We start from the raw sequence: 19,465 nt of genomic DNA on the forward strand, positions 1-19,465 counted from the left end.
GGCTTCTGCAGGTGCAGGGCGCAGCCCTGCCGAACCCCCGCCGGGGTAAACTAGCCGGATGGCTTCCCGTCCCGCGCACGACCTGCTCCAACGCGTCTTTGGTTACGACGATTTCCGTGGTCCCCAGCAGGACATCGTGGAGCATGTGGCTGCCGGTCATGATGCCCTGGTGCTGATGCCCACCGGCGGCGGCAAGTCGCTCTGCTACCAGGTGCCGGCCCTGCTGCGTGACGGTTGTGGCATCGTCATCTCGCCGCTGATCGCGCTGATGCAGGATCAGGTCGAAGCCCTGCGCCAGCTCGGCGTGCGTGCCGAGTACCTGAATTCCACCCTGGATGCCGAGACCGCCGGGCGCGTCGAGCGCGAACTGCTCGCCGGCGAGCTGGACATGCTCTATGTCGCTCCCGAGCGGCTGCTGACCGGCCGCTTCCTGTCACTGCTGTCGCGCAGCCAGATCGCCCTGTTCGCCATCGACGAAGCACACTGCGTGTCGCAGTGGGGCCATGATTTCCGCCCCGAGTACCGCCAGCTGACCGTGCTGCACGAGCGTTGGCCACAGATCCCGCGGATCGCGCTCACCGCCACCGCCGATCCGCCGACCCAGCGCGAGATCGCCGAGCGCCTCGATCTGCAGGAAGCACGCCACTTCGTCAGCTCCTTCGATCGCCCCAACATCCGCTACACCGTGGTGCAGAAGGACAACGCCCGCAAGCAGCTGACCGATTTCCTGCGCGGCCACCGCGGCGAGGCCGGCATCGTCTACTGCATGTCGCGGCGCAAGGTCGAAGAGACCGCCGAATTCCTCTGCGGCCAGGGCTTCAACGCCCTGCCCTACCATGCCGGCCTGCCACCGGAAGTACGCGCCAGCAACCAGCGCCGCTTCCTGCGCGAGGACGGTATCGTGATGTGCGCCACCATCGCCTTCGGCATGGGCATCGACAAGCCGGACGTGCGCTTCGTCGCGCATACCGACCTGCCCAAGTCGATGGAAGGCTACTACCAGGAAACCGGCCGCGCCGGCCGTGATGGCGAGGCCGCCGAGGCCTGGCTGTGCTACGGCCTGGGTGACGTGGTGCTGCTCAAGCAGATGATCGAGCAGTCCGAAGCCGGCGAAGAGCGCAAGCAGCTGGAGCGGTCCAAGCTGGACCACCTGCTGGGCTACTGCGAGTCGATGCAGTGCCGCCGCCAGGTGCTGCTGGCCGGTTTCGGCGAGACCTATCCCCAGCCCTGCGGCAACTGCGACAACTGCCTGACACCGCCCGCCTCCTGGGACGCGACCATCCCGGCGCAGAAGGCGCTGAGCTGTGTCTATCGCAGCGGCCAGCGTTTCGGCGTCGGCCACCTGATCGATGTCCTGCGCGGCAGCGAGAACGAAAAGGTGAAGCAGCAGGGCCACGACAAGCTCAGCACCTACGCGATCGGCCGCGACCTCGACGCGCGCACCTGGCGCAGCGTGTTCCGCCAGCTGGTCGCCGCCAGCCTGCTGGAAGTGGACAGCGAGGGCCACGGTGGCCTGCGCCTGACCGATGCAAGCCGCGACGTGCTGACCGGCCGCCGCCAGATCAGCATGCGCCGCGACCCGGCCAGCAGCACCAGCGGGCGCGAGCGCAGCGCGCAGCGCACCGGCCTGTCGGTGCTGCCGCAGGATCTGGCGCTGTTCAACGCGCTGCGCGGCCTGCGTGCCGAACTGGCCCGCGAACAGAACGTGCCGGCCTTCGTGATCTTCCACGACAGCACTCTGCGCAACATCGCCGAACAGCGCCCGACCAGCCTGGACGAACTGGCCCGGGTCGGCGGCATCGGCGGCACCAAGCTGAGCCGTTACGGCCCGCGCCTGGTCGAGATCGTGCGCGAAGAAGGGTAGCGGCTCTACATTGGTGCTGCTCCAACCTTGAACCGGCCATTCAGCCGGAAGTGCATCCGCGCCCGCTTGCAGCTAGATTAGCGTCATGTCCCTGGCCTCGACCCTGCTCCGTGTCGTGCTCATGCTCAGCCTGTTGCTCAACGGGCTGAACGCGGCCATGGCCAGCGGTCACGAGGAAATGGGCCGGATGGCCCACGCCGCAGCCGCTGCCGTTGATGGCGGCACCGCCGACTGCCACCACCACGCCGGCATGCAGGCCGACGAGGCTCCGCAGGCCAAGGCCCCCGCCCATGACGCTCATTGCCAGATCAAGGACTGCGTGCGCAGCTGTGCCCAGCACCCGCTGCTGGTAGTGCTGCCGTTGCCGGTCATGGCCGGCCCGGCGCTGTCGCTGGCCCCGCAGCCGATGCCGGCCACTGGCCGTCCGGCGCCGCCACTGCCGCCGATTTCGCGTCCTCCCATCGGCTGATTCCACACGCACCGTGCGCCCTGCGCACCGCAGCCGGCCGCCTGCCGGCGTCTTTACGTGTCTGGAGTCACCACCATGAATACCCGCATTCCCCCCGGTCCGGGCGCTGTGCCCATGCCGTCGCGCCGCCTGTTCGTGCAGGGCCTGGCCGCCGGCGGCGTGGTTGCCGGCATCGCCGCTGTCGGCGTGCCGCAGCGCGCGCTCGCCGCCGCCACGGCCGCACCACGGCTGGCCGGCGCCCCCGCCGTGCTCAGCGACACCCGCATCGAACTGGCCATCGGCGAATCGCTCGCCAATTTCACCGGCCGCACCCGCCCGGCGATCACCGTCAACGGCTCGCTGCCGGCACCGATCCTGCGCTGGCGCGAAGGCCAGACCGTCGACCTGTTCGTGCGCAACACGCTGGAACGCCACCCGACCTCGATCCACTGGCACGGCATCCTGCTGCCCGCCAACATGGACGGCGTGCCCGGCCTGAGCTTCAACGGCATCGGCCCCGGCGAGACCTACCACTACCACTTCGAGCTGAAGCAGTCGGGCACCTACTGGTACCACAGCCACTCCATGTTCCAGGAGCAGGCTGGTCTGTACGGCGCGCTGATCATCGACCCGGCCGAACCGGCGCCGTACCACCACGACCGCGAGCACGTGATCATGCTGTCGGACTGGACCGACATGGACCCGGGCGCGCTGTTCCGCCGCATGAAGAAGCTGGCCGAGCACGACAACTACTACAAGCGCACCCTGCCCGACTTCCTGCGCGACGCGAAACGCGACGGCTGGTCGGCGGCGCTGTCCGACCGTGGCATGTGGGGCCGGATGCGGATGACGCCCACCGATATCTCCGACATCAACGCGCACACCTATACCTACCTGATGAACGGCACCGCCCCGGCCGGCAACTGGACCGGCCTGTTCCGCAGCGGCGAGAAGGTGCTGCTGCGCTTCATCAATGGCGGGTCGATGACCTACTTCGACGTACGCATTCCTGGCCTGAAGATGACCGTGGTCGCTGCCGACGGCCAGTACATCCACCCGGTGAGCATCGATGAGTTCCGCATCGCCCCGGCCGAAACCTACGATGTGATCGTCGAACCGAGCGGCCAGGACGCCTTCACCATCTTCTGCCAGGACATGGGCCGCACCGGCTACGCCGCCGGAACACTGGCGGTTCGCCATGGCCTGCAGGCACCGATTCCCGCGCGCGACCCACGTCCGTTGCTGACGATGAGCGACATGGGTCACGACATGGGCAGTGGTGGCCACGGCGGTCACGACATGGCCGCGATGAAGAGCATGGAAGGCGGCTGCGGCGCCAGCATGGGCCACGGCGCGCACGGCGGCGGCGATGCCGCCAGCAAGGCACCGAAGCACCCTGCCAGCGAACGCAACAACCCGCTGGTGGACATGCAGAGCTCGGCCTCCGAACCGAAGCTGGACGACCCCGGCATCGGCCTGCGCGATAACGGCCGCCAGGTGCTGACCTACGGTGCGATGCGCAGCCTGTTCGAAGACCCGGATGGCCGCGAGCCGAACCGCGAGATCGAGCTGCACCTGACCGGACACATGGAGAAGTTCTCCTGGTCGTTCGATGGCATCCCATTCGCCAGCGCCGAACCACTGCGGCTGAACTACGGCGAGCGCATGCGCATCGTGCTGGTCAACGACACCATGATGCAGCACCCGATCCATCTGCACGGCGTGTGGAGCGATCTGGAAAACGCACAGGGCGAGTTCCAGCTGCGCAAGCACACCATCGACATGCCGCCGGGCACCCGCCGCAGCTATCGCGTGCGCGCCGATGCACTCGGCCGCTGGGCCTACCACTGCCATCTGCTGTACCACATGGAAGCGGGCATGATGCGCGAAGTGAGGATCGAAGAATGAGCCGCTCACTGCTTTCCCCCAGCCTGCTGGCCCTGGGCCTGGCCGCTGCATTGCCGGTGTTCGCGCAGTCGCACGCTGGTCATGACATGGCCGCGATGGATCCGCCCGCGAAAACCGCGAAGACGCCGGTCGAACCTGTCGATCATTCGAAGATGGATCATTCGAAGATGGATTCGGGCGCGATGGACCACTCAGCCATGGATCACTCGAAGATGGATCATGGCGCGAGGCAGCCGGCGACGATGGACCATTCCACGATGGATCATTCCACGATGGACCACGCCGCGATGGGCCACGGATCGCCTGCACCGACCGAACCGCGCGAACCCATCCCGGTGCCGACCGATGCCGACCGCGCCGCGGCCTTCCCGCCCATCGCCCACGGTGCGATGGAACATGCGCCAGAGATCAACAGCCTGCTGCTGATCGACCGTCTGGAACATTGGGATGGCAAGAGCAGCAATGGTCAGGCCTGGGAAGCGACCGGTTGGATCGGCGGCAACATCAACCGCCTGTGGCTGCGCACCGATGGCGAACGCAGCCGTGGCCGCACCGAGTCGTCGTCGCTGGAAGCGCTTTATGGCCGCAGCGTGTCGCCGTGGTGGGACGTGCTGGTCGGCGTGCGCCAGGACTTCCGCCCGGCCGACTCGCGCACATGGGCGGCCGTCGGCATCCAGGGCCTGGCGCCGTACAAGTTCGAGAGCTCGGCCACGCTGTACATGGGCTCCGGCGGCCAGGTGCTGGCCAAGGCCGAGGTCGAGTACGACGTGCTGCTGACCAACCGCCTGATTCTGCAGCCGCTGCTGGAAGCCACCGTCGCGGCCAAGGACGAAAAGGAGTACGGCATCGGCCGTGGCCTGAACAAGGTCGAAGCCGGGCTGCGACTGCGCTATGAGTTCAGCCGCCGCTTCGCGCCCTACATCGGCATCAGCCACGAACGCACGTTTGGTGACACCGCCGACTACGCCGGTGACCACGCACGCGACACACGCTGGGTGGCCGGCGTGCGCATGTGGTTCTGAGCAGCAGTTCGTGAGCAATGGCCAGCCCCGGCAGCCGCCGGGGCCGGCTACACTGCGCCACGTTCCAATGCAGGCACCGCTATGTCGTTGCAGATCCGCCGCGCCACCCTTGCCGACGTCGACGCGCTGTCGGCCATCGCGATTGCCACCTACAACGAAACCTGGGGCGATTCCTATCCGCCGCAGGAGCTGCACGATTTCCTGCAGGCGCACTACAGCAGCGAGCCGCAGCGCATCGAACTGTCCGATCCACGCAGTGCCATCTGGCTGTTGATGGACGGTGACGCCGTGGTCGGCTATCTGGCCGCCGGTGCCAACACCCTGCCGCACACGGATGCACGCGACGGCGACATCGAACTGAAGCGGTTCTACATCCTGGCCGCACACCAGAACGGCGGCCATGGTGCACGCATGATGGACGCGTTCATGGCCTGGCTGGACCAGCCGCAGCGCCGCACCCTGTGGGTGGGCGTGTGGGAAGAGAATTTCGGCGCACAGCGCTTCTATGCGCGTTACGGCTGCAGCAAGGTTGGCGAGTACGACTTCATCGTCGGCGACACCCACGACCGCGAGTTCATCCTGCGGCGGCCGTGATCACGCGCTCCATGTAGAGTCGAGATCCTATGTTCGCGGTCAAGCCTGCTGGAAGCAGGCTTGACCCACCTTCAGCATGGCCGGATCGAAGTCCCGGCCGCTCTTGAACACGCCCCAGGCGATCTTGGCTAGTTTCCTTGCCAGAATGTTGAAGACGGCGGTGCTGGGGTGACCGCGTTTTGACAGCTCGTCGTAGAGCGGTTGCCCCCGACGACACCGCTTGAGCCCCATGGCGGCCATGTAGAGCATCTGGCGCAGCACTGGCGCGCCCTGTTTGGACAGCCGACGCCGTCCCGTTCTGCCGCCAGACTCGTTGGGCCGGGGATCCAGGCCCGTGCAGGCGATCCACGCGTTGGCGTTGGCCAACGGCCAGCGCGTCATGTAGTAAATCAGGTGAGCGGCGACGGCGGGGCCGATACCAGGGATGGTCAACAGGCGCTTGTAGAGCGTGCCATGCTCTCCATCGCGCCCCAAGCGCTGCAGTTCGCTTTCCAGCTCGGACAGCGTCCCAGCCAGAGCGCAGAACAGATCTGACAGCTCCCCGGGGGCACTTTTGCTTACCCCGAAGGATTGCTCCAGGCGCGCGCGTGTCTTTACCAGCGTCTGCCGCTTGCGCAGCAAATCGTGCATCTGCTGCTGCTCATCGGTACGCGGTACGTATTCACGCAGGCGATCGTTCTCCTTCTTCACGTACCGGGCGATCGCTTCGGCGTCCATGGCGTCCGTCTTGCCACGCGAGCCCGTCGCCCGGCCGTAGTGCTTGATCAGACGTGGATTGATCACATAGACAACGTGGCCTGCCTGGCCAGCCATCCGAGCCAACAACTCGTAGTACCGCCCCGTCGCCTCCATGCCAATCCGGCATCGCTGGGGCAAGGTGTTGAGCCACTGGGCTATCGGCCCGGGTGTTGGCGATCCTGTCGTCGGCCTTGCGGTCGGCCACTGCCGGTACGAACTCCTTGGAGTCCACGTCCACGCCAATATCGAGAGAATCAGACATTTGTACGGCTCCCAGCTATCTTTAAGGGGCTGGGGTGGTACCGCACCGACGTTAGCTTGCCTACATCGACGATCCCCTTTGGGTGCCGTACGATCCTTTATCGACGTTCGTGTGCGGGATGGGGATCGCTCGACTCGTCTGTCGGCTAGTATCCGCAGATGCATGCTTGACGGTCCCTCCACCCTGGCTCCTACATACCTCGTAGGAGCCGGGAGGAACATACAAGCCATGCTCGACTGCACCTAACCTGTAGAGTCGAGCCATGTTCGACTCTTGGCGGCAACAGCCAGTCGAGCATGGCTCGACTCTACAAAGCGCGAAGCGCCTAGAAGTCGAACAGTTCCGACAGGAAGCTGTCCTTCTTCTTTTTCTTGTATCCGTGGCCCCGATTGTCCTCGTAGCGCTGGCCCAAGTGGCGGGTATCACGGTGCATCACCGGCGGCGGAGAGGATGCCGGATGCTGCTGTACAGGCGCGGGCGGCGGCACGGCCGCACCGGCACCGGCACCGGCACCGGCACCGGCACGCTCGATGATCTTGTCCAGTTCACCACGATCCAGCCACACGCCCCGGCAGCCGGGGCAATAGTCGATCTCGATGCCATGGCGTTCGGCCATCTGCAGGGTCTGGGTCTTGCACACGGGGCACAGCATCGGCATTGCTCCTGGCGGTCCTGCATCGACTGTACCTGTGCGGTGATGACTGTGCGGCAACGCATGACCGATGGCACAGGGACTTCCGACGCGTGCCGATGCGGCGGCAGTCGCACACACTGGGCCCCTGTTCCGCAGGGAGTGCGTACATGACCGCGTTGTCCCGCCTGCCCACCGCCGCGCGCCTGCTGCTGGTCCTGCTGGGCGTTGGCCTGGGCCTGAATCTGCGCGATATCGCTGCGGCCGCAGGGACTCCGATTCCCGCCCTGCCCATACCCTACGGCGGCAGCCTGCTGGACAACGCGCTGGCGGTGCTGGTGGCACTACTGCTGGCCACGCTGCTGCGGCCCCGTGGCATGGGCCTGCTGGGCAGCCTCGGGCTGCGCGGGAATGGTTGGGGCGGCCCTATGTGGGTGTTGCTGGCCAGCCTGCCGTGCTGGCTGGGCCTGGCGATGCTCGGCACCCCGAACACCGCGCTGACCGCGCTGGACGCCACGATGCTGGCCGTGCTGTTCCCACTGGCCGAGGAAGTGCTGTTCCGCGGCCTGGGCTTCGTGCTGCTGGTGAAGATCGTGCGTGGTCCGTGGCCGCTGCTCGCGCTGCCGCAGGCGCTGCTGTTCGGCATGGTGCACTGGCTGGGCTTCGGTGGGTTCGACGGTGGCGGCATCGCGCTGTTCGTCGGCGCAGTGATCGCCGTGGGCGGCTTCATCTTCGCCTGGCTTGACCACCTCGACGGCGACACCCTGTGGTGCGGCCTGGTCCTGCATGTTTCGATGAACCTGGTCTGGAATGTGTTCAGCCTTGACGACGCCGTCGCGCTCGGCTGGCAGGCCACCAGCCTGCGCATCGGCACCGCGCTGCTGGCGGTGGCGATGCTGGCCTGGCACGTGCGCCGCCAACGGCGCGGACAGCTGTAACGCCCACTTAGCTTGCCGTGCACGCCGGGCTCACTACCGGCTTGCGCATACTTGCGCGCCTTTCGCTCCCCCTGTTGTCCGGAGTTGCCGCGTCATGTTGCTGTCCAAGCGCTTTGTGGAACCGCGCGTCCTGCTGATCGAGGACGCCGAGGAAACCCAGGAACTCAGTCGCCTCGCCCTGGAAAGCCAGGCCTGCCAGGTCACCGCTGTCAGCAGCGCCGAGGCCGCGCTGGGCCTGCTCAACGCCGGTGAACCGTTCGACCTGCTGTTCACCGACGTCTGCCTGGGCGGCATCAGCGGCATCGAAACCGCCAACCGCGTGCGCGAGCACCTGCCGCAGCTGCCGATCCTGGTCACCTCCGGCATGGACCAGCACCGCGTGCTGCCGCAGCTGCGCGCCGGCATCCACTTCCTGCCCAAGCCTTACAGCATGAGCGAGCTGCTCGATGCCATCCGGCTGTGCTTCCGGCACGCAGCGGATGCCACGTTGATACCGCCGCCGCAGGCCAGCGCGGCCTGAGGCAATCATCCACGCCTGGCGTGGATCTACTGATTCCGTTTCTCTTCGGCATGGATCCACGTCAACACCACCGGTAGATCCACGCAATGCGTGGATGCAGCCCTCCATCAACCGCCGGTGTACGGCCCTTCACCCGGCATCACCTCCAGCAGTGCACGAGTGATCACCCGCGGGTAGACCGTGAGATGGTCCTCGCCTTCAATCACCACGTTGTCCACCTTCAACTTGCGACCCGTGCGCTTCAGCTGGGCAGTGAAGTCCGCGGTCTGCTTCAGCATGTCGTTGCCGGTGGAATAACGCGGCCCTGGCTTGTCCGTCTCGTAACTGCCCACCGACAGCAGCACGCGCGTAGGCTGCGTCGGGATGACTGCGGCATCCTGCATGCGCGGCAGCAGAAGCTGGTCGAACCACAACGAAGGACTGGACAGGATGTAGGTACTGAACAGGTCCGGCTGGGTGGTCAGCACGTAGGTACCGAACAGCGCGCCATAGGAATGACCGGCGAACACGCGCCGGGCGGGATCGGTGCGATAACGCGCATCGACCATCGGCAGCACCTGTGTCGCCAGGAAATCACGGTAGTGCGCGGCACCGCCGTAGGTGACGTCATCACTGTAATAGCCATCGACCGTGCGCGCCGGATTGCTGGGCGTGTAGTCGCGCGAGCGGCTCTGCTTTGAAGTCAGGCCTTCCTGCGGCGGCAAACCGACCAGGATGAAATTCTCGATGTTGACGCCCTGCTGCCCCACCAGATTGCGCACGCTGCGCACCAGCGGGAAGCTGTACAGCGCATCGGTCACGTACAGCACCGGATAGTGCTTTTCCGGATGCGCCGCATAGTCGGCCGGCAGCGCCACCCAGATCGGGTAGTCGCGCCCCACGGGGTCATGTATGCGCAACGCTTCCGTAACCGGCAGCACCACGCTTGGCGCAGCGGCTGCCGCGCTCTCCTTCACTTCACTCTGCGCTGCCGGCGGCGCCACCGACATCGCACAGCCACTCACGGACAGGCAGGCCGCCACACTCCATCCACGCACACGCTGCATCCACGCTCTCCCGTTGCGGGCGACGCACCCGGGTGGCGCCGCTACCGCATCCTCACACGTCATGCGGTGCAGTGCCACGCCGGATCAGGGCGAGGCCTGCGGCGGCGCCGGGAACAGCGTGCGCAGTGCCTGCAAGGCGGCCGGATGATAGATCGTCGCGTGGGTTTCCTCCGGCAGTGGCAGGTACTTCACCAGCGGCGACGGCGACGCCTGCTGCAGCAGCGTGGCCAACTGCGCGGCGGACGCAGCCAGCTCCGGCTGCCCACTGCTGGCCAGGAACACGCGCGGCTGCGCACGCGTCACCGCCGGCAACTGCTTGGCCGCAGCGGCCAACATCGTGCCCCGGTTCCACCACAGGCTGGGGTCCAGCGCGATGTAGCTGTTGAACAGTGTCGGCTCCTGCAGCAGCGTCTCGACCACGAACAAGCCGGCCAACGACTCGCCGATCAGCGCACGCTCGTCGGTAGTCGGGTAACGCTGGCGCACCTGCGGCATCAGTTCATCGCGCAGGAAGCTGCGGTAGGCCGCTGAACCGCCGATGCGGGGCGCGATCTTCTGGTCCTGCGGGTCGCTGCTGGGGCCCGTCATGTCGCGGCGGCGTTCGGTGTTCTCGATGCCTACCAGCAGGAACGGACGCATGCTGCCGTTGCCGCTCAGCACCTGCACCAGCCCGGCCACATGCAGGAAGTCCTCGCCGATGCCGCCATCGGCCATGTACAGCACCGGCAATGGTGCCTTCGGGTCCAGCCCCCACGGCTGCGGGCGGTAGACATTGATGCGGCGGGTTTCGCCCAGCGCCTTCGACTCGATGGTAAAGGTCTCGCCGATGACCAGCGGGGTCGCGGCAGCGGCCTGTGCGGACGGCGCCGGCTCGGCGGCCATCAACGGCGCGGCGGAGACAGCGGACAACAACAGCGACAGCACGATCAAGCGCATGGAGCGGCCCATCCTGGGAAAGTGCCGAGCATAACGCCAAGGCCAAGGCGTCGGCCGATTCGGCAAGCCTGTACGTATGCTACGGCGCTGCGCGATGCTTGAACTGTATCGGGAAATGACTGCGATCGCGTTTGCTAGCATTCGTCGTTTCCTACAAGGAGTTGGGACATGGGGGGCTTCAGCATTTGGCACTGGATCATTCTTCTGGCGGTCGTCCTGATCCCGCTCGGCATCGCAGCCGTCATCGCAGCGATTGTTCTCAGGCGAAAGTAGATCCACGCCATGCGTGGATGCGCATTCTGGGGATGCCTCAAGCGCATCCGCGATGGCGACGGCGCCGACGGCCTGCCCTGGCCGGAAACCGATCTGCCGCCCGGGCGGGAACACGCGATGGCACGCGCGAAGCGTGCAGCCGTTGGCATGCTGACCGTGGCGGAAATGCTGCACGCCGCTGAGCGCTGCCGGTCGATGGCCATGCCCGACTGCCATCTGGATGAAGGGGGGGCGATGGGTTGTTCTTCGCCTGCCGCAGGCTGGCGGAACGGGTGTGCCGGGATATCCGGCCGGCGTACCCGCCGCTTTACCCAGAACCGGTCCATACTTGGGACGGGCTGGTCGCCAGTCCCTTCGAAACCTACAAGGAGGTTTGCATGTTGAGTGCCGTACTCATCGCCGCGCTGGCCGCCAGCCCGGCCGCGCCCGTACCGTATGCCGACTGCCTGCTCGGCAACATCCAGCCCGGGCTGTCTGATCGTGCCGTGCAACTGGTGCAGGAGGCCTGTGCTGCAAAGCATCCGGAGAGCTTCGCCGCAGCAATGGAACTGGAACGCAGAACCAGTCTGCAGCGGCTCACCTATTTCGAGGCGGCAAGAGCGGAGGCGGCACGTTCTGCGAATGCGGCAGCAACGGCCGCACAGGAGGCTGCCGACGCGGCGGCGGCTAAAGCGAAGAATGCGCGGACGAAGTAGTTGCCCTGGACGAGCGCCACAAAAAAGGCACCGCATTGCGGTGCCTTTCTGAATGACCTGGGTCATTGGATGCAATGGTGGGCCGTGAAGGATTCGAACCTTCGACCAAAAGATTAAAAGTCTTCTGCTCTACCGACTGAGCTAACGGCCCATTGCACTGCCCCAGCCTTTCGGCGGGGTGGGCATTCTACCCTACTTTGCCGGGCCGGGTGAAACCCTGGTGCATGAGGTTGCCGGCCAGCGGCCGGCACTACCCGATCCGGTGAGCCCGCTTAAACCTTCCGGGCCTCCGTCGCATCCCATCTGTGATCCTTCCCCGGAGCCACGGATGCGCCTGCCCTTCTGCCTCATTGCCGCCCTGCTGCTGCCCTGCGCAACACTGGCCGCCCCGCCCCAGGTCGTCACTGATGATATCGGCCGCTTCTGGGCTACCTATGACGCCGTGCGCACCGAGCCCGACGTTGAACGCCAGGTCGCACTGGTGCAGGAGCGCTACATCGATCCAGGCAGCCCCGGCCTGCATGCGCTGATGCAGGTGCGCAACTACACCGCTCGCGAATACGCCACGGCCATGCGTACGTGGCCGCGCTTCTGGACGTCGGTACGGCCATTGACCGCCAACGCGCAGCAGGCCAGCACCACCCTGGAACGGGACCTGGCTGCGTTCCGGGAGCTTTACCCCGCCCTGCGCCCCGCCAACATCACCTATGCGGTCGGTGTTCTGCGTACCGGCGGCACGACGCTGGGTGACAAGGTGCTGATCGGAGCGGAGATGGCGCTGGGCGATGAGCGCGTGGACGTGAGCGAGCTGCCGGAGCCGATGCGCAGCCGCCTGCGGATCTTCTACGACAGCCGTCCGGGGGCGAACAACGCGCAGAACAACCTGCACGAGTACGTGCATACCCAGCAGCGCGAGACCACCGGCAGCCTGGCCCAGTATGCAGTGCGCGAGGGTGTGGCCGAGTATGTGGCGGAGCGGCTGAGCGGGCGCCGGCCAGCATTACCCTTCTACAACTACGGCGCAACACACGAAGCGGAAATCCGCACGCGCTTCATTGCTGAGATGAACGGGGAAAATCTCGACAACTGGCTCTACAACAGCGCCCGCAATCCGTTCGGGGTGAGTGATGTGGGCTATTACGCCGGGTATCGCATCGCGCAGGGGTACATGCGACAACAGGCTGATGAGAAGGCGGGGATCGCGCGGATGATCGAACTGGACTATGCCGATCCGAAGGCGGTGCGGGCGTTTATTGAAGCATCTGGGTGGTTGCGGCAGCGGTAGCGCCGGTCCATGCCCTGCGGACAGTGCCAACCAAGGTTGGCACCCACGGGAATGCCGGCCAGCGGCCGGCACTACCAGATTCCAGACCCCGGCGGCGCCGGGCCATGCCCGGCACCCGTATTTCAGGCGTACAGCGTCGGGTCGGCTACGCCGGCCTCGGTGAAGCCCTGCGCGCGCAGGCGGCAGGCATCGCAGTGGCCGCAGGCGGCGCCGTTGGCGTCGGCGTTGTAGCAGGACACGGTCAGGCCGAAGTCCACGCCCAGGCGCACGCCTTCGCTGACGATCTGGCCCTTGCTGAGGAACTGCAGCGGTGCGTGCACCTTGATGCCCGCGCCTTCCACGCCCGACTTGGTGGCCAGGTTGGCCAGCGCCTGGAACGCGGCCACGAACTCGGGACGGCAGTCCGGGTAGCCGGAGTAGTCCACGGCGTTGACGCCGCAGAAGATGTCGTTGGCGCCGAGCACTTCGGCCCAGCCCAACGCCAGCGACAGCATGATGGTGTTGCGCGCCGGCACGTAGGTGACCGGAATGCCGGCACCGCCGGCCTCGGGCACGTCGATGTCGTCGGTCAACGCCGAGCCGCCGATGCTGCGCAGGTCCACGTCCACGGTCTTGTGCGCGATAACGCCCTGGGCCTTGGCCACGCGGGCGGCGGCATCCAGTTCGGAAGTATGGCGCTGGCCGTAGCGCACGCTCAGGGCATGCACGGCGAAGCCCTGTTCCTGGGCCATGGCGATGACGGCGGCTGAATCCATGCCGCCGGAGAGAAGCACGACTGCCTTCTTCATGGGTAAAACATCCGGTTGGGAGGGGAAAGCCAGCACGCTGTCCCGCGCCGGAGCTACATCAGGGAACGCTGCCTGGGCTCATCGGCCCGGCTCATCGTTCCACAGGATTTTATGCAACTGCATCTGGAAGCGCACCGGCAGCCGGTCCTCGACGATCCAGTCGGCCAGCTGGCGCGCGGTGATCTCACCCTTGCTCGGCGAGAAGAACACGGTGCAACGCTTCACCAGATCGTGCTCGGCCAACTGGGACTTGGCCCAGTCGTAATCCTCGCGGCTGCAGATGACGAACTTGATCTGGTCGCGGGCGGTCAGCAACGGCAGGTTGTCCCAGCGGTTGCGCGCCACTTCGGCCGAACCCGGGGTCTTGATGTCGACCACGCGCGATACCCGGGGGTCCACAGCGCTGACGTCCAGCGCACCGGAGGTTTCCAGCGAGACGTCCATGCCGGCATCGCACAGCTTCTGCAGCAGCACCAGGCAGCGCTTCTGCGCCAGCGGCTCGCCACCAGTCACGCAGACGTGGCGCACGCCCTGGGCCAGCACCTCGGCCACGATGTCGTCGATGTCCCACCAGGTGCCGCCATGGAAGGCATAGGCGGTGTCGCAGTACTGGCAACGCAGCGGGCAGCCGGTCAGGCGCACGAACACGGTCGGCCAGCCAGCGGTATCGGCTTCGCCCTGCAGCGAGGTGAAGATCTCGGTGATCTTCAGGCGTGGCAGCGGCGACTGCACGATCTCGCTGGGCGTGGCGGCGGCGCTGGACGGGGTAACGGCGGTCATGGCGGGGACTTCTTGGTGGGACACGTGGCGGGTGGGCTACCGTGGCCGGTAACGAAAGCAGCCGAGCATGGCTCGGCTCTACAACTGCAGCCGGTCGGGTGTGGCCCAGCCGGTAATGCAAGCCGCCGGGCATGGCCCGGCTCTACCGGATCCGGGCGGGTTTGCCGGTCCGGAAACGAAAGCAGCCGAGCGTGGGCTCGGCTCTACAGGACACGTATTGTACGCCCGGTCAGCGGATCAGCGAATCTGCTTGCCGAGGCGGATCGACTGCAGGCGGTCCTGCGCGGTGCGCGCGGCGTCCGAGCCAGGGTACTGCGCCACGACGGTCTCCAGCGTCTGCTGGGCCTGGTCGACCTTGCCCTCGCCATACTGCGAGAGGCCGACCTTGAGCAGGCCGCCAGCGGCCTTGTCGTGGGTCGGATAGCGCGAGAGCAGTTCACGGAACTGGGTCTCCGCCATCGGGAAATTGCGGGTGGCGTAGTAGCTCTCGCCCAGCCAGTACAGCGCGTTCGGCGCGTAGACGCCGTTCGGGTACAGCTGCAGGAAGCTCAGGAACAGCTGCGCCGAATCATCGTACTTGCCGGCCTTCAGCGAATCGAAGGCGACGTTGTAGGAGGTGCGCTCGTCGCCGGTGGCGGCAAGGCTGCCGGCATCACCATGGACGGAAGGCGGCCGCTCGGAAGTGGCCGCCGCTGCGGGTTTTGCCGGGGCCGGGGCGGCCTTCGGCGCGCTCGCCGGAACGGGCGGCAGGGCCGGGGCGGCATTGCCCCCTTCCAACCGGTTCAGGCGGCTGTCCAGATCCAGGTACTGGTCCTGGGCGGACTGCTTGAGCTGGGCGTTGTCGTGCTGCAACTGCTCGATCGAGGCCTGCAGGCTGGTGACCTGCTGCCGCAGCTGATTGATCTGGTTCAACAGGTCCTGGTTGGCACTGTTGTTGTACATCTGCTGCTCGATCGCGCCAACGCGGTCGGCCAGGCTCTGTCGCTGTGCATGCGCCGGTGCGGCAGCCACGAGGGCTGCCGCAACGACCAGCATCAGTTTGATGCCAATACGCATGGATTACTGCGCGGTGTAGACGATTTCGACGCGACGGTTCTGCGACCAGCAGGACTCGTTCGACTCGGTGCAGACCGGACGCTCTTCACCGTAGGACACGACGGTCAGCTGCGAAGCCGAGCCACCGTTGGCCTGCAGGGCCGAGTTGACGCCGTTGCCACGACGCTCGCCCAGGGCCTGGTTGTACGCGCGCGAACCGCGCTCGTCGGTGTGGCCCTGCAGGGTGATGCGCGAGGACGGACGGTCACGCAGGTACTTGGCGTGGCACGCCATGATGGCCTGGAATTCCGGCTTCACGTCTTCCTTGTCCAGGTCGAAGTAGACAACGCGCTGGCGCAGGCAAGCGTCGGTGTCCAGGTCGCCCGGGCCGTACAGGCCGGAGGTCGACGGAGCGGTCGGGGTGGTGGTCGAGGTGCCGGTGTCAACCGGGGCTGCCGGCTCTTCCTTCACCTTCTTCGAGCAACCGGCCAGGACGGCCACAGACAGCAGGGAAACAAGCAGAACGCGGGTGGACTTGTTCATGGCGATACCTTTGTGGCTCCTAGGCCGATGAGGGGTTCAAGACAGCGAAAATATTAACACTCTTTTAGCGCTGGGTACGGTATGGGGACCATGCCGGTTCGCGCACATCTCCGTCAGCCAGAACCAACCGCTGGCGCACGCGCGCATCGGCAGAAACGGCGTACAGCACACCACGGCCACCCTCGCGGGCGGCGTACAACACCATGCTTGCGTTGGGCGCAAAGCTCGGAGATTCATCCAGCGAACCCGGGGACAGCGTGCTCCAGCGGGGCGAACCCAGCGAGCTGTCCATCATCGCGATCTTGTAGCTGTTGCCCGAGCCCTGGGCGACGGCGATCTTCTTGCCATCGTAGGACACCGAGGGCTTGGCATTGTAGTTGCCCTGGAAGGTCACGCGCTCGGCGCTGCCGCCGCCCGCACCGACCTTGTAGACCTGCGGACGGCCGCCGCGGTCGGAGGTGAAGTACACCGCGCTGCCGTCCGGTGCCCAGGTCGGCTCGGTATCGATGGCGAAGTGGTTGGTCAGCTGGGTCAGCTGCTTGCTGCCCAGGTCCATCACGTAGATTTCCGGGTTACCCGAACGCGACAGGGTCAGGGCCAGCTTGCGGCCGTCCGGCGAGAACGCCGGGGCGCTGTTGATGCCGCGGAAGCTGGTGACCAGCTCACGCGCACCGGTGCCGATGTTCTGGATGTAGATGGCCGAATTGCCACGCTCGAAGCTGACGTAGGCCAGCTTGCTGCCATCCGGGCTCCACGACGGCGACAGCAGCGGCTCGGCCGAACGCACGATGGTCTGCGGGTTGTAGCCATCGGAGTCGGCCACCATCAGCGCGTAGCGCATGGCGTCGCCCTTGCCGCTGGCGGTCACGTAGGCGATGCGGGTCCAGAAGGCGCCACGGACACCGGTGATCTTCTCGTAGATGGCGTCGGCCATCTGGTGGGCGACGTCACGCATGGCGTTGCCACGGGCGGTCATCGCCAGGCCCAGCAGGCGCTCGCCCTTCGGTACGTCGAACAGTTCGTACTCGACACGGTAGGCGCCGGCACCGGCGTCGAGCACGCGGCCGACCACGATGTAGTTCTGCTTCAGCGCGCGCCAGGTGGCGAACTGGATGTCGCCGCCCCGCACGGGCTTTTCGACGATCTGTGCTTCCGGCAGCGTGCGGAACTGGCCCGAACGCTCGAGGTCGGCGCGGACCACGCCGGCGACGTCGGTCTGCGGTGCAGCCGACGAACCCTGGTAGGGCATCGGCACGATGGTGATCGGCAGCGCGGAGGCATTGCCGCCGATGATGTCGATATCCAGCCCCTTCTGCTGCGCGACGGCAGCAAAGGGCAGCAACAGGGCCGCAAACACGGCAAGCCAGCGAGGCATCTTTTTCATGGAGCGCTCAATAGGGGGAAACCGGAACGAGGGATAACAAAGCGGGAGTGAACCGCTTCGCAATCATGAACCAAGGGTACGTGAATTCCGGGTCAGTTCCAGCCCGTCCTCTCACGCACCGTTAACGTCGTGGCTAACATCGCACCGCCTGCCCCGGCCACACCGCCCCGCAGGGTGGTATTCCACAGCAGCCCCCAGCCTGCCCGGCTGAAACCGGGCCCGCCAGAGGCAAGCGCGACATCCGTGGGCGCAGGTGACCCGAGAGCCACCTTGCCCTGCCCGCCTCAGCGATCCTGGGCAGTAAAGGTGAAGTTGAGCGTGCGTGCGAACACAGACTCGAAGCCGCGGTACGGCAGCGGCTGCGCGTTGAGCACGGCGGCCTCGATCGAACGCTTGCCGGCCTCGTCGTACGGGCAGTTCGGGCTGACCTTGGCCTGCATCACCGTGCCCCCCGGAATCTGGGTGATGGTGATCTGGCAACGCTGGCCGAGCGGCACCGTATCCGGGCGCACCCACTGCGACAGCACCTTGGCCTGGATCGCGGCCGCGTACTTGGCCGAAAGATCATCGCTGTTGCCACCGCCACCGGCGGCCGGCTGGGAGGCACCGCTGGCACCGGCGGCCGCACTGCCGGCGGCATTGCGCGCGGCGGCGACCTGGCGCAGCTTCTGCTCGGCCAGCTTGGCTTCCTTCTCGGCCTGCTCGCGGCGGGCACGGATCTCGGCGATCTTCTTCTGCTTCTCGGCCTCGGCCTTGTCAGCCGCCACGCGCTCCTGCTCGGCCTGCTTCTTCTTTTCGTCCGCTTCCTGCTGCCTGGCCAGGCGCAGCTTCTGTTCCGCTTCTTCCTGGCGCTTGCGTTCGGTCAGGTCGATCTGTTCCTGGCGGCGCTTGGCTTCCTGTTCCTGCTTGGCCTTCTCCTGCGAGATGGCCAGCGCGCTCACCGCTTCCTGGTCCTTGGTGTCCGGCTGCGCGACACGCTCCTGCGCCTGTTGCTGCTGCGGCGTGGGGGCGTCCTGCGGGCGCGGTTCGGGAATCGGCTGCGGCGGCGGGATGGTGTCTTCAGGCACCGGGATCGGCTCGGCCACCGGCGGCGGCAGGTCTTCCAGCTTTTCCGACTGGCGCAGGGCCTGGCGTGCGGCGGAGGCCTCGGACGCGGACAGCGCCAGGCTGGCCTCGACCGAGGGGTCGCCGGCGGCGGCATCGGTGTTGCGCTCGGGCGACCAGAACCAGGCCACGATGAACACCAGCGCGACCAGCAGGTGCACCAGCAACGCCAGCGCCAGGGGCAGGCCCCAGCCGGGTTCGCGCTGATGCGGGGGTGGCAGGGCGTCAGCGTGCATCGGTGGCCAGGCCTACCTTGTCTACCTTGGCGCGCTTGATCACATCCATTGCAGCAATGACCTTTTCATAGGCCACGGCGCGGTCGGCGGCGACGATCACGCGCACGCCCTTGTCCTGGGCGGCGATGCCGGCCAGACGGCCTTCCAGTTCCTCGGCCGACACGGCGGTCGGGTCCTTGGCGTCGGGCAGCTTCAGGCTGAGCTGGCCGTCCTGGCGCACCGAGACGATCACCGGATCCTGCTTGCTCTCCAGCGCCTTGGCGTTGGACTGCGGCAGGTCGACGTCGAAGCTCAGGGTGAGCAGCGGTGCGGTGACCATGAAGATGATCAGCAGCACCAGCATGACGTCGATGTAGGGAACGACGTTGATTTCCGATTTCAGCTTGCGGCGCTTGCGGCGACCGATGGCAGCGGACATGGCTTGGACTCCCGGGT

At 66.4% G+C, this 19,465-nt stretch carries 20 protein-coding genes and 1 tRNA gene; 9 read left to right on the plus strand and 12 right to left on the minus strand.

From position 1 onward, the window contains the following. Positions 1 to 58: 58 nt before the first annotated feature. The 5 genes from recQ to ACZK45_RS16510 all read left to right on the plus strand — a co-directional run bounded on the left by recQ (position 59) and on the right by ACZK45_RS16510 (position 5,836). Positions 59 to 1,864, plus strand: a complete 1,806-nt coding sequence (recQ, locus tag ACZK45_RS16490) for a DNA helicase RecQ (RefSeq protein ID WP_049463264.1) — start codon at positions 59 to 61, stop codon at positions 1,862 to 1,864. Positions 1,865 to 1,949: 85 nt separating this feature from the next. Further along, the gene (locus tag ACZK45_RS16495) at positions 1,950 to 2,333 is read left to right on the plus strand and encodes a CopL family metal-binding regulatory protein (RefSeq protein WP_182266569.1); all 384 of its coding nucleotides are present in this window, start codon (positions 1,950 to 1,952) and stop codon (positions 2,331 to 2,333) included. A 75-nt stretch (positions 2,334 to 2,408) separates the two neighbouring features. After that, positions 2,409 to 4,220, plus strand: coding sequence for a copper resistance system multicopper oxidase (locus ACZK45_RS16500; protein WP_107431695.1), 1,812 nt, complete (start codon positions 2,409 to 2,411; stop codon positions 4,218 to 4,220). Further along, positions 4,217 to 5,242 (plus strand): copper resistance protein B, encoded by a 1,026-nt coding sequence (locus tag ACZK45_RS16505; protein ID WP_346487317.1) that lies wholly within the window; start codon positions 4,217 to 4,219, stop codon positions 5,240 to 5,242. The genes ACZK45_RS16500 and ACZK45_RS16505 overlap by 4 nt, the downstream gene beginning before the upstream one ends. Before the next feature lie 81 nt (positions 5,243 to 5,323). Further along, positions 5,324 to 5,836, plus strand: a complete 513-nt coding sequence (locus tag ACZK45_RS16510) for a GNAT family N-acetyltransferase (RefSeq protein ID WP_032128517.1) — start codon at positions 5,324 to 5,326, stop codon at positions 5,834 to 5,836. A gap of 39 nt (positions 5,837 to 5,875) precedes the next feature. On the opposite strand, the gene ACZK45_RS16515 is transcribed toward ACZK45_RS16510, so the two are convergent. Next, positions 5,876 to 6,688 (minus strand): IS110 family transposase, encoded by an 813-nt coding sequence (locus ACZK45_RS16515; protein WP_478444792.1) that lies wholly within the window; start codon positions 6,686 to 6,688, stop codon positions 5,876 to 5,878. Between the two features lie 473 nt (positions 6,689 to 7,161). Beyond that, positions 7,162 to 7,488, minus strand: a complete 327-nt coding sequence (locus tag ACZK45_RS16520; RefSeq protein ID WP_277778882.1) for a TFIIB-type zinc ribbon-containing protein — start codon at positions 7,486 to 7,488, stop codon at positions 7,162 to 7,164. A gap of 149 nt (positions 7,489 to 7,637) precedes the next feature. Between ACZK45_RS16520 and ACZK45_RS16525 the strand changes: the two genes are divergently transcribed. Together ACZK45_RS16525 and ACZK45_RS16530 are read left to right on the plus strand one after the other, a co-directional pair. Next, positions 7,638 to 8,405, plus strand: a complete 768-nt coding sequence (locus tag ACZK45_RS16525) for a CPBP family glutamic-type intramembrane protease (protein WP_478444933.1) — start codon at positions 7,638 to 7,640, stop codon at positions 8,403 to 8,405. A gap of 94 nt (positions 8,406 to 8,499) precedes the next feature. Beyond that, positions 8,500 to 8,925 (plus strand): response regulator, encoded by a 426-nt coding sequence (locus ACZK45_RS16530; RefSeq protein ID WP_049400506.1) that lies wholly within the window; start codon positions 8,500 to 8,502, stop codon positions 8,923 to 8,925. A gap of 107 nt (positions 8,926 to 9,032) precedes the next feature. Here ACZK45_RS16530 and ACZK45_RS16535 read toward each other — a convergent pair whose 3' ends face one another. Together ACZK45_RS16535 and ACZK45_RS16540 are read right to left on the minus strand one after the other, a co-directional pair. After that, a complete protein-coding gene (locus tag ACZK45_RS16535) occupies positions 9,033 to 9,971 on the minus strand; it encodes an alpha/beta hydrolase (RefSeq protein WP_478444934.1) in 939 nt (312 codons plus the stop codon). 84 nt (positions 9,972 to 10,055) lie between these two features. Beyond that, complete coding sequence (locus tag ACZK45_RS16540; RefSeq protein WP_293797874.1) at positions 10,056 to 10,907, minus strand: alpha/beta hydrolase; 852 nt, start codon at positions 10,905 to 10,907, stop codon at positions 10,056 to 10,058. Between the two features lie 650 nt (positions 10,908 to 11,557). Here ACZK45_RS16540 and ACZK45_RS16545 point away from each other — a divergent pair. Beyond that, positions 11,558 to 11,875 carry a hypothetical protein gene (locus ACZK45_RS16545; protein ID WP_049463266.1) on the plus strand — a complete coding sequence of 106 codons (318 nt, stop codon included), beginning with the start codon at positions 11,558 to 11,560 and terminating at the stop codon, positions 11,873 to 11,875. Between the two features lie 75 nt (positions 11,876 to 11,950). Here the strand turns inward: ACZK45_RS16545 and ACZK45_RS16550 are convergent. After that, positions 11,951 to 12,026, minus strand: a tRNA-Lys gene (locus ACZK45_RS16550). Between the two features lie 177 nt (positions 12,027 to 12,203). Between ACZK45_RS16550 and ACZK45_RS16555 the strand changes: the two genes are divergently transcribed. Next, positions 12,204 to 13,160, plus strand: a complete 957-nt coding sequence (locus ACZK45_RS16555) for a DUF2268 domain-containing putative Zn-dependent protease (protein ID WP_346484981.1) — start codon at positions 12,204 to 12,206, stop codon at positions 13,158 to 13,160. Between the two features lie 122 nt (positions 13,161 to 13,282). Here the strand turns inward: ACZK45_RS16555 and queC are convergent, their stop codons facing one another. The 7 genes from queC to tolR form a co-directional block, all read right to left on the minus strand. Next, a complete protein-coding gene (gene queC / locus ACZK45_RS16560) occupies positions 13,283 to 13,948 on the minus strand; it encodes a 7-cyano-7-deazaguanine synthase QueC (protein WP_049422913.1) in 666 nt (221 codons plus the stop codon). 78 nt (positions 13,949 to 14,026) lie between these two features. Continuing rightward, a complete protein-coding gene (gene queE / locus ACZK45_RS16565; RefSeq protein WP_478444935.1) occupies positions 14,027 to 14,728 on the minus strand; it encodes a 7-carboxy-7-deazaguanine synthase QueE in 702 nt (233 codons plus the stop codon). Positions 14,729 to 14,965: 237 nt separating this feature from the next. Then, the gene (gene ybgF, locus ACZK45_RS16570; protein WP_010481611.1) at positions 14,966 to 15,784 is read right to left on the minus strand and encodes a tol-pal system protein YbgF; all 819 of its coding nucleotides are present in this window, start codon (positions 15,782 to 15,784) and stop codon (positions 14,966 to 14,968) included. Between the two features lie 3 nt (positions 15,785 to 15,787). Then, a complete protein-coding gene (gene pal / locus ACZK45_RS16575) occupies positions 15,788 to 16,306 on the minus strand; it encodes a peptidoglycan-associated lipoprotein Pal (RefSeq protein ID WP_032128527.1) in 519 nt (172 codons plus the stop codon). 64 nt (positions 16,307 to 16,370) lie between these two features. Next, the gene (gene tolB, locus ACZK45_RS16580) at positions 16,371 to 17,690 is read right to left on the minus strand and encodes a Tol-Pal system beta propeller repeat protein TolB (RefSeq protein WP_014038220.1); all 1,320 of its coding nucleotides are present in this window, start codon (positions 17,688 to 17,690) and stop codon (positions 16,371 to 16,373) included. Between the two features lie 284 nt (positions 17,691 to 17,974). Continuing rightward, positions 17,975 to 19,030, minus strand: coding sequence for a cell envelope integrity protein TolA (tolA, locus tag ACZK45_RS16585; RefSeq protein ID WP_478444936.1), 1,056 nt, complete (start codon positions 19,028 to 19,030; stop codon positions 17,975 to 17,977). Then, positions 19,020 to 19,448 carry a protein TolR gene (gene tolR / locus ACZK45_RS16590; RefSeq protein WP_049400778.1) on the minus strand — a complete coding sequence of 143 codons (429 nt, stop codon included), beginning with the start codon at positions 19,446 to 19,448 and terminating at the stop codon, positions 19,020 to 19,022. Before tolR ends, tolA begins: the two co-directional genes overlap by 11 nt. Positions 19,449 to 19,465 lie beyond the last annotated feature (17 nt).

It is taken from the genome of Stenotrophomonas sp. 63632_Sma, from assembly GCF_056482875.1.